We start from the raw sequence: 12,985 nt of genomic DNA on the forward strand, positions 1-12,985 counted from the left end.
TGTTTCTACGTTCATACGTAGCCAACTTGAAAAAGTTGCCGAGACAAACGTTTATGTTAACTAGGTAGCTAGTGCAAGTGGGCAGCTTCTATCAACGCTTTGGTATAGGGATGCTGCGGCGCAGCGAGCACTTCCAGGCAGTCTCCTTGTTCTACTACCTCACCATCTTTTAACACCATAATGCGGTGGGCCATAGCGCGCACTACGGCAAGGTCGTGGCTAATAAATAGATAGCTTAGCTGGCGGCGTGCCTGAAGTTCGCGTAGCAGTGTGACCAGCTGCTTTTGCACTGTACGGTCTAATGCAGAGGTTGGTTCGTCGAGTACCAGTAACTCAGGCTCTAAGATAATTGCTCGGGCCACCGCTATGCGCTGGCGTTGGCCTCCCGAGAACTCATGAGGATAACGGGCAGCACAGCTTTCCGGTAGGCCCACTTCGCTCAGTGTGCGATGCACGTGCTCGGTGACTTCGGCATTGCTTAGGCTGGGGTAGTGAAACCGTAGGCCTTCACTGACAATATCAAACACTGGCATACGTGGGGAAAGCGCCCCGTATGGATCTTGAAAAACCATTTGCAGCCGATGGCGCTGGCGTCGAAGCGCGTCGCCAGAGAGTTGGCTTAAGATGGCGCTGCCCAGTGTCACCTCGCCTTGGCTAGCGACTAAGCGCATAACCGCCGAAGCCAGCGTTGTTTTTCCAGAGCCTGATTCGCCAACAATGCCAAGCGTTTCGCCAGGGGCAATCGTTAAGTCGGTAGCTTTTAAGGCCTCAAATGGCGGCGGCTGACGCTGAAAAAGACCTGCCCTCGGGCGCTTGAAGCTCACGCTAAGCTGGCGTGTGATCAAAAGCGGCGTAGCGTCGGCAGGTTCATCAGGCCGTCCTTCTGGTTCGGCGGCAATGAGGGCTTTGGTGTAGTCGCTTTGGGGATTATTAAATACATCGGCAACGCTACCAGTTTCCTGGATTTTTCCTTGATACATGACACAAACACGGTCTGCATGGCGACGCACCAAGTTTAAGTCATGACTGATAAACAGTACGCCCATGCCGTGTTGATCACGGAGTTCTTTCAGCAGCGCTAAAATTTCTTGCTGAACGGTCACATCGAGTGCTGTAGTCGGCTCATCTGCAATCAATAGTGCCGGATTGTTGGCAATGGCCATGGCAATCATTACCCGCTGGCGCTGGCCGCCTGAAAGTTGATGTGGCCATGCGTCAAGCAGTTCGTCGGGGCGCGGTAGTTTGACATGTTCTAATAGTACTTTGGCCCTGGAGCGTGCAGCGTTCCCGCTAAGGCCCTGGTGTAAACGCAGGGTTTCGCCAATTTGTTTGCCAATACGGTGCAGCGGGTTTAGCGATGTCATTGGCTCTTGAAAAATAAAACCTACCCGATTGCCGCGTATCCCGTTCCAATCGCGTTTGCCTAGCTGACTGAGATCCGTTTCTTCTAACCAACGTTGACCACTTACCGAGGCATTGTCCGGCAATAAATTAATTGCCCCTAGTGCCGAAACCGACTTTCCAGAGCCAGATTCCCCCACGATAGCGAGGGTTTCACCGGCATTGACGGTGAGCGAAAGGGAATCGACAACTACGTTGCCATCGAAGGAAACCGAAAACTCGTTCAAGCGCAGTAATGGTATAGCGCTGTTTGCGTGATTAGGCATGTTTGGTTTCCTGAACAGGTGACTGATGCTGCTTCACATGGCGTGGGTCGAAGGCGTCGCGTAATCCTTCACCAATAAACACCAACAGTGAGAGCATGATGGCAAGCGTCATAAACGCGGTGATGCCGAGCCACGGGGCGTGCAGGTTGTTTTTGCCCTGTGCTGCCAGTTCGCCCAGTGAAGGAGCTCCAGGCGGCAGGCCAAAGCCTAAGAAGTCCAGCGCAGTGAGCGTGCCAATGGCACCAGTGAACAGGAAAGGGATAAACGTCAGTGTGGCTACCATAGCGTTAGGTAAAACGTGCCGCCACATAATCAGCCTAGAAGGGAGCCCCATGGCCTTCGCTGCACGAACGTACTCAAGATTGCGTGCACGCAAAAACTCGGCGCGTACGATATCAACCAGCCCTAGCCACGAAAACAGTAACATTATCCCCAGTAACCACCAGAAGCCTGGCTGCACAAAACTAGCTAAAATAATCAGTAGAAATAGCACAGGTAACCCAGACCAGATTTCAGTGATGCGCTGGCCGATAAGGTCTACTTTTCCGCCGAAGTATCCCTGCACACCGCCTACCAGCACGCCCAGTACCAAAGAGCCGGCGGTGAGCACCAAGGCAAAGGCAACCGACAGTCGAAACCCGTAAATGACTCGCGCTAATACATCACGGCCCTGATCGTCGGTCCCCAGCCAATGGCGCCTATCTGGCGGTGCAGGCGAAGGTTGTGTCATCTGCATATCGAGGGTTTGATAGGAGTAGGGAACGATCGGCCAAAGCGCCCAACCGTGATCGCTAATTTGCTGTTGAACAAAGGGGTCTAAGTAGTCGGTACGAGTGGGTAAAAAGCCACCGAATTCGGTTTCCGGATAATCGACCAGTAACGGCACATACCACTGCCCATCATATTTCATTACAAGGGGCTTATCGTTGGCGATGAGTTCGGCAAATAAGCTGACAATAAACAGAACGCTAAACAGCCACAACGACACCCGAGCGCGGCGATTGGCTTTAAATGCCGCCAGACGGCGTAACGTAATCGGTGAAAGACGCGAGCTAATAAATGTCATATTTATGACTCCCTCGACGCAAAATCAATGCGTGGGTCAACCCACACATAGGTCAAGTCGGATACTAGCTTGAGCAGCAGACCGATCACTGTATATAGAAATAGTGTTCCGAAAATGACGGGGTAATCACGCTGCATTACCGCCTCAAAACCTAACAAGCCGAGGCCATCCAAGGAAAAAATTACTTCGATGAGCAGTGCGCCAGTAAAGAAAATGCCAATCATTGCAGAGGGCAAGCCAGCAATGATAATTAGCATAGCGTTGCGGAAAACATGGCCATACAGAATACGCTGCTCGTCAGCGCCTTTGGCTCGGGCTGTCAGTACGTACTGCTTATGAATTTCATCTAAAAAACTGTTTTTCGTCAGCATGGTGAGGGTGGCAAAACTGCCAATCGCAGCAGCCAGCACTGGCAGGGTGATATGCCAGAAGTAATCTTTAATTTTGCCCCATGCAGATAGCTCGGAGAAATCGGGTGATGTTAGGCCGCGAAGAGGAAACCAATCTAGGTAAGTACCCCCAGCAAATACAACAATAAGGAGGATGGCGAATAAAAAACCTGGGATGGCGTAGCCCACGATTACTAGACCTGAGGTCCAGACATCAAAGCGAGATCCATGTCGTAGCGCTTTGCTGATACCTAACGGGATAGAAATGAGATAGACCAACAGCGTTGTCCATAAGCCCAGTGAAATAGACACGGGCAGGCGTTCGATCATTAGTTCAATGACAGGACGGTCGCGAAAAAAACTGGTGCCGAAATCGAAGGTGAGATAATCCACCATCATGCCGATAAATCGTTCGTGAGCGGGTTTGTCAAAGCCAAACTGCTGCTCTAACTGCTCAATAAAGCGCGGATCAATCCCTCGTGCACCTCGAGAATCATCGCTAACCTGCACATCCGCACCACCCATATCCAGGCGTGTGCTTGCCATAGCATCCGCTCCTTCAAAGCGGGCTAGCATTTGATCAATGGGGCCTCCGGGGGCCGCTTGAACGATCATGAAGTTAAGCAGCATGATGCCGAGCAGAGTCGGAATCATCAGTAGCAGTCGGCGTAAGGTGTAGCGTGCCACAGTGCGCTCCATGAGTAAGTGCAGGCCATGAAAAACGGCTAGCCAAGCGTTAGTGTAGATAAGCCATTAGTTAATAAGCAGTCTCAGGTTTTCAACGGCGACGATTACGACGCTGCAACGCTGCTTCACGTTCGGCATCTACCCACCAAGCGTCTAGATCCATGGCATAAGCTGGAAACGGCTCTGGATAGCCAAATTTATCCCACACGGCAATCCGTGTCTCGCCTGAATGATAATGAGGGATGACATAAAATCCCCAACGCAGTACTCGATCAAGCGCTTTTGCAATGGTGTCCAGCGTTTCGCGGTCGTTAGCACGAATGAGCTGCTCCACTAGTGCATCAACAGCAGGGTGGGCAAGGGCCATGCGATTACGACTTTGTGGCGCCTCTGCGGCAGCACTGGTCCAGTAGTCGCGCTGCTCATTACCAGGGTTGTTAGACTGCGGGAAGTGGCTGATGACCATATCGTAATCGTAGCTGCGTACCCGGTTAAGATACTGATTGATATCGACAATGCGTAGCGACGTTTGAACCCCAAGACGCGCCATATTGCGCAGCATGGGTTGCACAACACGCTCAAGTCCCGAGTCGTATAGCAGTACTTCTAGTGTAAGCGGTCGGCCTGTCTCGCTGTTCACTAGCACACCATTTTCTATGCGATAGCCAGCATCACGCAGCAGATCAAGCGCAAGCCGCAAACGCTCACGTAGGTCGGTAGGGTGTTCGATGGGCAGCGGGTCAGTGAATAGTCGTTCTGAATGATGGGAGTCAATCAACGCTTCACGGAACGGTTCGAGCAGCGCAAACTCTTCCTCTGACGGTGTTCCAATCGCTTCCATTTCAGAGTTTTGAAAGAAACTTTCCGTGCGCCGATAGGTATCATAGAAAATGTTAGTGTTAAGCCAGGGAAAATCGAACGTAAGGCTCAGTGCTTCTCGGACCCTTGGGTCTTGAAATTTTTCTTTACGTAAGTTGAAGACAAACGCCTGCATCATGGATGGGTTAACATCGGGTACAGTAATTCGCTTTATCAAACCGTCACGATAAGCTGGGAAATTATAGCCAATCGCCCAAGTGGCGGCGCGTGCATCTGTCCGATAGTCGGTAAGTCCTGCTTTGAAGGCTTCCCAAGCAATATCCCGGTCACGGTAATACTCGTACACAACACGGTCAATATTGTAACGGCCAACATTGACGGGTAAGTGCTTACCCCAATAGTTGTCATCTCGCTGATAGACAATGCGCCGCCCAGGATCTACTTCGCTAATGCGATAAGGCCCAGACCCCGGGTGAGCCTCTAAGGTGGGAGACGTGAAATCGCGCGGTTCCCAGTAGTGGCGAGGTAAAATAGGGAGTTGTGCAACAATCAGTGGCAACTCACGTGATTCTGTGTCGTTAAATTCAAAACGGACCAAATGATCGTTTAAGGCGACAACTCTCTCGACACCTGAATAGTAGCTGCTGTAGAAGGGGTTACCTTCTTCACGTAACAAATTTAGAGAGAATACTACGTCATAGGCAGTTACTGGTTCACCGTCCTGAAAGCGTGCCTCTGGACGCAAATCAAACTCTATCCACTGGCGATCTGGGGCTAAGCGAACGCCTTCAGCCAGCAGACCGTACAAACTGAAGGGCTCGCCAGGATTACTCGCCATCAGCGAGTCGTAAATCTGAAAAATGCCGGTAACAGGCGTGCCACGAATAATAAACGGGTTGGTAGAGTCGAAGCTGCCGCCCACAGCGGTATGTGTAATTGTTCCACCCTTGGGGGCGGAAGGGTTCACGTGGGGGAAGTAGGCAAAGTCGGGAGGAAGCTGTGGGCTATTGTAAAGAGATAGCCCGTGCACAGTCTCAACGGGTGTAGAAGTGTTGTTGTCGGCGACGTTTTCAGAAGCCAACAGCGACAGGCTTAGCAGCAAGCCGCTGGTTAACAAAAGTGCTTTGGTAAACAACACACTACGTAGCATTGGTAACTTCCTGTAACAACAAAGGCTTAGTAGTTGAGTCTTGGTAGTTGAGTCTTAGTAGCCTAGTCTTAATAACTGGATAACTGGCCTTAGAAACTGAGGCGCAGCTGATAAGACAATGTTATGGCGATGATAATAACTGAGACATAGCCACAAAAGACTAATAAAGACTACTTTTAAACCTAGTTAACAAAGCCTGGTTGGTTTCCCCCATGTTACCGTCCTGAAAGCGACAGCAGTTGGCCTGGCTTCAGAGCCTCTGGGCGTTCGATAGCATTCCATCTGATTAAGTCTTGCTGAGCGACATTATAGCGGGCTGCAATCACAGAAAGGTTATCGCCACTTTCAACGCGGTGAACGTCAGGCGTGTTGGTCGATGCTAATGAGGTGCTGCTTGATTGCGAAAGCTGAGCTAATACCTGAGTGTCAACTTCTTCAGGCACAAGTAACGTCTGCGCGCTGCGTGGGTCAAGGCTGCCATTTAGCAGGCCAGGGTTTAGCTCGGCCAGCGCGGTTTGGCTGACATCAAGAAGCTGAGAGGCTTGCGCTAGGCTAACTGGTTGCTCCAGCTGAACTTTGGCAAAAGCGGGATCAGGGTGAATGTCGGGCAGTGCAACGCCATACTGTTCTGGATCATTGATGATCGTCGCAATTGCTTTAAGTTTAGGAACATAATACATCGTTTCGTGGGGTAGGGATAGTTCCCAGTAGTCGCCTGCAAGGCCTTGGCCCTGAGCTTGGCGTTGCGCACGGTTAACGGTGCCAGCACCGGCGTTGTAAGCGGCCAGCGAGAGCATCAGGTCGCCCTCGTACCACTCATCAGCCTGCATTTCCAGGTAATCAAGCGCTGCTGCAGTAGACGTTACTACGTCTAAACGACCATCGTAATTGCCGTTGCGAACCAAGCCTAATGCATCTCCTGTACCTGGCATGAACTGCCAAAGCCCAGCGGCTCCTCGATGGCTTCGGGCGCTTGGATCGAAAGAACTCTCAACAAACGGAATCAGTGCAATTTCACCAGGAAGACCGCGTTCAGTTACTTGCTGGGTGATCCAAGCAAGCCAGGGCGTCGCGCGCTCAGTGATAGCGGCAATATTTTGCGGGCTGGAACGATAGTGCTCTATCCATTTATCGACACGTGCTTGCGCATCGGCAGGTAACTGTTTTTCCTGCCACTGGAAGCTGTCACGTAGTGTGCTCCACGCATCTTGGGGTTGCAGTTCTAGTGCTTCCCAGAAGTGATGCTGAAAGGCAGTGGGGCGGAAGTTGGGTGAAGCAGGCGCGTCCATAAGGGCGCTTTCAGATTGGTATGCTTCGGTAGTAGAGGCTTGAGAGCTGGCCGCTGCGGCTAAAAATAGGCTCACAATAACAGTGCTTCCAGCGCTTAGTAATAAGCGCTGGCGAATCGTTCGATAAGTCATAGTCGGTTCGTTTTACTCGATAGCGTTTTTAAAAACGGTTCTTCCACTCACGTAACGTGGAGAACGTGGCGAGATCATCATCATTGGCCCCTTGGGTACCTACTGCTTGACGCACACTATTGGTGCTCACACGCAAGTAGGGGTTGATCTTCAGCTCGCGTCCTATCGTGCTGGGTAAGGTAGGTCGGTCTAATGCCCGAGCCTTCTCACACTCCTGCAATGCATATTTAACGTCTTCGTTATCAGGGTCTGCAGCACGAGCAAAGGTTAGATTCGCTTGCGTATATTCATGCGCTGCAAAGACCAGCGTATCCTCTGGGAGTTCCGCTAATGTTTGAAGAGATGCAAACATTTGCTCTGGCGACCCTTCAAACAGCCGACCACATCCACCACAAAATAGGGTGTCGCCGCAGAAAAGTAGCGCAGGAATGCCTGGGGTGAAGTAGCTCACATGATCTAATGTATGCCCTGGCGTTGCTATAACTTCAAACAGACGGCCCATGATACGTACTTCATCGCCATGTCCTACCTGTTCATCAATGCCTTCAATGGTCGGGTTGGAGGGGCCAATCACCCGAGGCGAGAAGCGTTTAATCAGCTCTGAAAGGCCACCGGTATGATCATGATGATGGTGAGTGATTAAAATCGTATCAAGCGTTAAGGATTCTCGCTCAAGAAGCTCAATCACAGGCGTTGCTTCACCGGGATCCACCACGCAAACGCTTTGACTGGTATCCTGTCTTAATAGCCAAATGTAGTTATCGCTAAGTGCGGGAATCGGTGTCACGCTCATCATGGGCGAGATCCTTTGAAGTTCAAAATAGACGCTTAATGAAACGCTTTTCTGTGCGCCAATGCTGGCGCTCAAAACGTTAAAAAGCAGTTACTGTGGAGGGAAGCGCTGTTCATGTCAACTTCGTCAATGGCAACCCGGCTCGCCCAGCAGATGGCAGAAAGCCAAGCGTACTGGCAAACAGAAGCAGGCCGTTCGCTATGGGAAACGCAGCGAGCGTGTTTGGGGCCGCTGGTTGAAGGGCGCAAAGGTGGCCACAGTTTAGAGATGAGCATGGGGCCCACATTGATGACGATGTCGGCCATTCCGCATGTCATTCGCTGGTCGCCGACGAGAGCAGCGGCAGAGTCCTCGTCTACGTTAGTCTGTCCACCAGATCACCTTGCCTTACCAGATCGCAGTTTGGAGGTAGTGGTTATTCATCACTGGCTAGAGCATCTGTCAGACGCCCATCATGTCTTACAAGAAGCCGCTCGGGTAACATCAGACAATGGTGTGTTAGTGCTTTTTGGGTTTAATCCAATCGGATTGAACGGGTTAACCCAGCGTTGGCGTAAGCAGCAGGCAAACTACCCCTGGAGCGGCCAGTGGCGTACTGCTAGTCGTTTGCGTGACTGGTTGGCATTTGTCGATTTTGACGTGGAACGCGTAGACTATTGCTGCTTTCGGGGGCCGATGAGCACCACCTGTGGAGAGCGCTGGGAAGCATTGGGACGCAGGCACAATTTACCGTTGGGTGAAAGTTATATGATTCAAGCGCAGCGGCGGCAGCGTCATGCGCCGATAGAGCGTCTTAAATTTGGGTTGCGCGCACCGGTTACATCCTCCTCTTTGGGAGCCACACGAACCGGTGTTTCTGCGCGATACCACTCAGGTCAACGTCGTTTAGAAAAGGATAGTGAAAGTGAGTAAGCAAGCAACCGATGGGTTGCCTCGCGTTACGGTGTATACCGATGGGGCCTGCCGAGGAAATCCAGGCCCAGGCGGCTGGGGAGTTGTGCTGTCAAGCGGGCAGCACGAGAAGACATTAAAAGGCTTTGAAGCAGATACCACCAATAACCGCATGGAGTTAATAGCGGCGATTATGGCATTGCGTACCTTGAACAAGCCTTGTGAAGTAGCTCTCTGGACTGATTCTCAGTATGTGCGCCAGGGAATTACTCAATGGATTCACAATTGGATTAAGCGAGGCTGGAAGACAGCGGCCAAACAACCGGTTAAAAACGCTGAGCTTTGGAAGACTCTCCACGAGGAAACGCAGCGACATCGTGTCGAGTGGCATTGGGTGAAGGGGCATAGCGGGCACCCCGGCAATGAGCGCGCCGACGCGTTGGCCAACGAAGCTATTGATGAGCATAACAGGAGAGCAGCATGCGCCAAGTAATCTTGGATACTGAAACAACTGGTATTGACCCAAAAGATGGCCACCGATTAGTGGAAATTGGCGCCGTCGAAATGATCAACCGGCGGTTTACAGGGCGCTCCTATCATCAATATATCAATCCTGAACGGCATATTGATGCTGAAGTCGTGGCGGTTCACGGTATTGATGACGCCAAGGTGGCTAATGAGCCGGTGTTTGCCGATATAGCGGATGACTTCTGGGCATTTATAGCAGGGGCCGAGCTGGTGATTCATAACGCCCCCTTTGATGTGGGGTTTATTGATCATGAGTTAACCATGTTAAACCAGCGGCGACGGTCACCCGCATTAGGCCCTGTTAGTGAGCATTGCCGTATTCTTGATACGCTGGTGATGGCCCGTCAGATGCACCCCGGCCAGCGTAATAGCCTCGATGCGTTATGCAAGCGCTACGATATTGATAATGGCCATCGTGTGTTGCACGGCGCATTGCTTGATGCTGAGATCTTAGCCGACGTCTATCTGGCGATGACCGGCGGACAAACGGCGCTGACGCTTGATTCAGAATCATCGTCCGGTGAGCAGCAAAGTAATCAAGCCAATGAAGGGCTATCGGTAAAGCGTTTAGCGCTGACGCCAGGGCAGTTGAGGGTCGTCCGGCCTAGTGAAGAAGAGCGCGCAGCCCACCAAGCTAAGTGCCAAGCACATCAGTTACATTGGTTCGAGAGTGGTTTGACTGAAGGTAATCGTGGCGATGCTTAGACGTGAAATTCCCCATTATGCGCGAGAAGGTCGTGTTATTCGTGTGTCCCGAAGTCATCTAGCGCCAGCACCACTGGCTGAAAGCGGCGAGTTAACGCCGTTACAACCGACTCAACCATGGGATGAACGTATGCAGCCGCTGTGCTATTGGCACGATGAGCCGGTGGCGCTCTTTGTGGAAAGTAAGCCGGGTGAGGACTGGATAGATGGACGGCAGTGGCTAGGGGAGTTACCTGCTTCCTGGTTTAGCCTCCTATCGACGGCACTTCAAGTCGGTGCTTGGTTAGAGAACCATCGTTTTTGTGGGCGTTGTGGCGAGAAGGCCACCAAGTTGGAAGCTGAGTTTGCTATGCACTGCCATGCTTGCGGGCATCGCAACTATCCGCGTATTTCTCCCTGCATTATTACGCTAGTCACCAGTGGAGAGGCGATGTTGTTAGCACGAAGCCCAAGATTTCCACCCGGACGTTACTCGACGCTTGCGGGCTTTATTGAGCCTGGAGAGTCTGCTGAAGAAGCGGTGCATCGTGAGATATACGAAGAGGTAGGCGTGCATGTGGAAAAGCTTCGTTATCATCAAAGCCAAGCGTGGCCATTTCCGCATTCGCTAATGTTTGGTTTTTTTGCCGAAGCGACGACGCGGCGCATTCATATTGATGGTGTGGAAATTAGCGATGCCGCTTGGTTTTCGCCAAGGCAATTGCCTTCGCTGCCGCCACCGTACTCTATTTCACGTGAACTTATCGAAACACATCTCGCCCGCTGGCGGTAACAGCACGCGGGCGAGAATGGGCGTTATTTGCTGGGAAACAGGCTGGTCAGTTTAGTGGCCAGCATGACATTGCCAGTAGCTTTTAGCTTACCTGTCATGAAGGCTGTCATACCATTGATATCGCCACTCATAATGCCTTTTAGCGTATCTGTGGTCATGCTTAGGCTGACTGAGGGGTCATCATGTTCTCCTTCGTGTACACCTAGTGTTCCATCTTGAATATTCAGGTAATGGCTGCCTGCATCAGAAAAATGGAATTGAAACACCTCATTCATGCCCTTGGCGGCTTCTGGGCTGAAGCGGGATTGCAGCTTATCTAACGTATTCGATGACATAATAAATTCTCAAAAATTATTTGGTCGTTAGCCCAGCGTAGGCAAGGCGTTAGGTGAGGTTCTCACAATGCGACAAACGAGGTTATTTTAAACAAGTGTTTTAATCAAGCGAGTTTGTCAATCTTAATGACTTAAACCGTCATTTGGCAAAACGTTAATCGGTATAAACGTTTAAAAACAGTGACAGGAGAGAACGTATGAGTGAGTGGTTGATAGAGATAGGCACATTTTTGATACAAACCGTCTTGCTAATGGCGATCGTTGGCATGGTGCTGGCAATAGTGTTACGCAATAAAGAGAGTGAAGAACATAGCCTTAAACTGACCGTAGAGTCTCTCAACGACCAGCGACGCTCACGTGGCCGCAAACTGCGTGTTACCACCACCGAACATGGCGCGCGCAAAAAATTGGTAAAAGCGTTTCGCCAGGAAGAGAAGGCAAAACACAAAGCTGCTAAGCAAGGTAAAGGAAAAGCTCAGGCTGTCCAGAAGGTGTGGGTATTGGATTTTCACGGTGATCTTAAGGCATCACAAACTGAGAAATTTGCTCAGGAAGTGTCTGCCATTATTGATGTTGCCGCTGCGGAAGATGAAGTTGTTGTGCGATTAGAGTCAGCGGGCGGGCTTGTTCATGCCTATGGGTTAGCGGCAGCACAGCTAGATCGGCTTCAAACTGCAGGCTTAACTACCACCGTGTGCATCGACAAAGTTGCTGCTAGCGGTGGTTATATGATGGCGTGTACAGCTAACCATATCAAAGCTGCACCTTTTGCTGTGATTGGTTCTATTGGCGTGGTGGCGCAGGTGCCTAACATTCATCGACTACTGAAACGCAATGATATTGATGTTGAGCTACTGACAGCTGGTAAGTACAAACGGACCCTGACAGTGTTGGGGAAAAACACCGAAGAGGGCCGCGAAAAATTCATAGACGACTTAGAAAATACCCACCGGTTGTTTAAACAGTACGTTTCTCAACATCGGCCGGAAATGGATATTGATGCGTTAGCAACAGGCGAAATTTGGTATGGCAGTGAAGCATTAGAACAAAAGTTAACAGATAGCGTAGGCACCAGCGAAGCGTATTTGGTGGAGCGCATGGCACAGGCCCACGTGTATAGCGTGAGGCTTGAGCCACCAAAAACTTTCAGCCGCAAGGTCGGGTTGGCTGTATCAGCAGGTATTGAGCAAGCCATTGTGAAAGGACTTGGTTTAATCGAAGCGGCGGGTTGGCAGCGTCGATAGTGGTTAGCCAACATTAGCAACTTATGTTGATAAATGCATAACGGTTAAGCAGCGTAGTGATGCGCCAGGGTGTCAATAATTGCCTTGGCGCTTTCGCTGCTTAATGAGTAGTAAATAGTTTGCGATTCACGGCGGGTATCGACCAACTGATCGCGGCGCAAAATGGCTAAGTGTTGGCTTAATGCTGACTGGCTAAGCGCAAGTTCCTGGTTAATTTGAGTAACTGAGAGTTCTTTTTCAGCCAGAAGGCAGAGTATTTGAAGGCGTTTTTCATTTGCTAAGGCTTTCAACAGATTGGTACCCGCCTCAATGGCGTGACAATCATGTTCTAGCAAACGAGCAGCGGCGCTAGTAGAAGCAGACATGAGAATCTCCTTGCCCACGCTGTTATGACAGCGTTGTTATAGGTTTATTTAGGCATCGTCGCGTCGCGAGGATCAGTTGTTGAATGATCAGTAATTTAGCGGAGTTTGTCCAAACGCTGCTTTAACGATCTATCAATGGTAGTGAAGCTCTTT

Annotated in this window: 13 protein-coding genes; 5 read left to right on the forward strand and 8 right to left on the reverse strand. The window is 50.8% G+C overall.

Annotated features, from left to right (window positions below; translation table 11 throughout):
* Positions 1 to 68 precede the first annotated feature (68 nt).
* The 6 genes from K1Y77_RS07955 to gloB form a co-directional block, all read right to left on the reverse strand.
* Positions 69 to 1,667: an ABC transporter ATP-binding protein gene (locus K1Y77_RS07955; RefSeq protein WP_030073107.1), complete on the reverse strand. Its 1,599-nt coding sequence runs from the start codon at positions 1,665 to 1,667 to the stop codon at positions 69 to 71.
* On the reverse strand, positions 1,660 to 2,733 hold the full coding sequence (locus K1Y77_RS07960) for an ABC transporter permease (RefSeq protein WP_030073104.1): 1,074 nt from the start codon (positions 2,731 to 2,733) through the stop codon (positions 1,660 to 1,662). The genes K1Y77_RS07955 and K1Y77_RS07960 overlap by 8 nt, the downstream gene beginning before the upstream one ends.
* 2 nt (positions 2,734 to 2,735) lie before the next feature.
* Entirely contained in the window at positions 2,736 to 3,809 is a 1,074-nt protein-coding gene (locus tag K1Y77_RS07965; protein WP_264431228.1) for a microcin C ABC transporter permease YejB, read from the reverse strand.
* A gap of 91 nt (positions 3,810 to 3,900) precedes the next feature.
* The gene (locus tag K1Y77_RS07970; RefSeq protein ID WP_264431230.1) at positions 3,901 to 5,778 is read right to left on the reverse strand and encodes an extracellular solute-binding protein; all 1,878 of its coding nucleotides are present in this window, start codon (positions 5,776 to 5,778) and stop codon (positions 3,901 to 3,903) included.
* A 215-nt stretch (positions 5,779 to 5,993) separates the two neighbouring features.
* Complete coding sequence (locus tag K1Y77_RS07975; RefSeq protein WP_264431232.1) at positions 5,994 to 7,199, reverse strand: transglycosylase SLT domain-containing protein; 1,206 nt, start codon at positions 7,197 to 7,199, stop codon at positions 5,994 to 5,996.
* Positions 7,200 to 7,227: 28 nt separating this feature from the next.
* On the reverse strand, positions 7,228 to 7,995 hold the full coding sequence (gloB, locus tag K1Y77_RS07980; RefSeq protein WP_264431234.1) for a hydroxyacylglutathione hydrolase: 768 nt from the start codon (positions 7,993 to 7,995) through the stop codon (positions 7,228 to 7,230).
* 111 nt (positions 7,996 to 8,106) lie between these two features.
* Here gloB and K1Y77_RS07985 point away from each other — a divergent pair, with 111 nt between their 5' ends.
* The 4 genes from K1Y77_RS07985 to nudC are packed head-to-tail and all read left to right on the forward strand — an operon-like array spanning position 8,107 to position 10,888.
* Positions 8,107 to 8,904, forward strand: coding sequence for a class I SAM-dependent methyltransferase (locus K1Y77_RS07985; protein WP_264018278.1), 798 nt, complete (start codon positions 8,107 to 8,109; stop codon positions 8,902 to 8,904).
* Positions 8,897 to 9,376, forward strand: a complete 480-nt coding sequence (rnhA, locus tag K1Y77_RS07990) for a ribonuclease HI (protein WP_030073094.1) — start codon at positions 8,897 to 8,899, stop codon at positions 9,374 to 9,376. Before K1Y77_RS07985 ends, rnhA begins: the two co-directional genes overlap by 8 nt.
* A complete protein-coding gene (gene dnaQ / locus K1Y77_RS07995; RefSeq protein ID WP_264431236.1) occupies positions 9,364 to 10,116 on the forward strand; it encodes a DNA polymerase III subunit epsilon in 753 nt (250 codons plus the stop codon). Before rnhA ends, dnaQ begins: the two co-directional genes overlap by 13 nt.
* Positions 10,109 to 10,888: an NAD(+) diphosphatase gene (nudC, locus tag K1Y77_RS08000; RefSeq protein WP_030073090.1), complete on the forward strand. Its 780-nt coding sequence runs from the start codon at positions 10,109 to 10,111 to the stop codon at positions 10,886 to 10,888. The genes dnaQ and nudC overlap by 8 nt, the downstream gene beginning before the upstream one ends.
* A gap of 23 nt (positions 10,889 to 10,911) precedes the next feature.
* Here nudC and K1Y77_RS08005 read toward each other — a convergent pair whose 3' ends face one another.
* A complete protein-coding gene (locus K1Y77_RS08005) occupies positions 10,912 to 11,223 on the reverse strand; it encodes an SCP2 sterol-binding domain-containing protein (protein ID WP_030073088.1) in 312 nt (103 codons plus the stop codon).
* 197 nt (positions 11,224 to 11,420) lie between these two features.
* Between K1Y77_RS08005 and sohB the strand changes: the two genes are divergently transcribed.
* Positions 11,421 to 12,467, forward strand: coding sequence for a protease SohB (gene sohB / locus K1Y77_RS08010; protein ID WP_264431239.1), 1,047 nt, complete (start codon positions 11,421 to 11,423; stop codon positions 12,465 to 12,467).
* 44 nt (positions 12,468 to 12,511) lie between these two features.
* On the opposite strand, the gene K1Y77_RS08015 is transcribed toward sohB, so the two are convergent.
* The gene (locus tag K1Y77_RS08015; RefSeq protein WP_030073084.1) at positions 12,512 to 12,832 is read right to left on the reverse strand and encodes an ArsR/SmtB family transcription factor; all 321 of its coding nucleotides are present in this window, start codon (positions 12,830 to 12,832) and stop codon (positions 12,512 to 12,514) included.
* Between the last annotated feature and the right edge of the window lie 153 nt (positions 12,833 to 12,985).

This window comes from Halomonas qaidamensis, from assembly GCF_025917315.1.
Classification (GTDB): Bacteria; Pseudomonadota; Gammaproteobacteria; order Pseudomonadales; family Halomonadaceae; genus Vreelandella; species Vreelandella qaidamensis.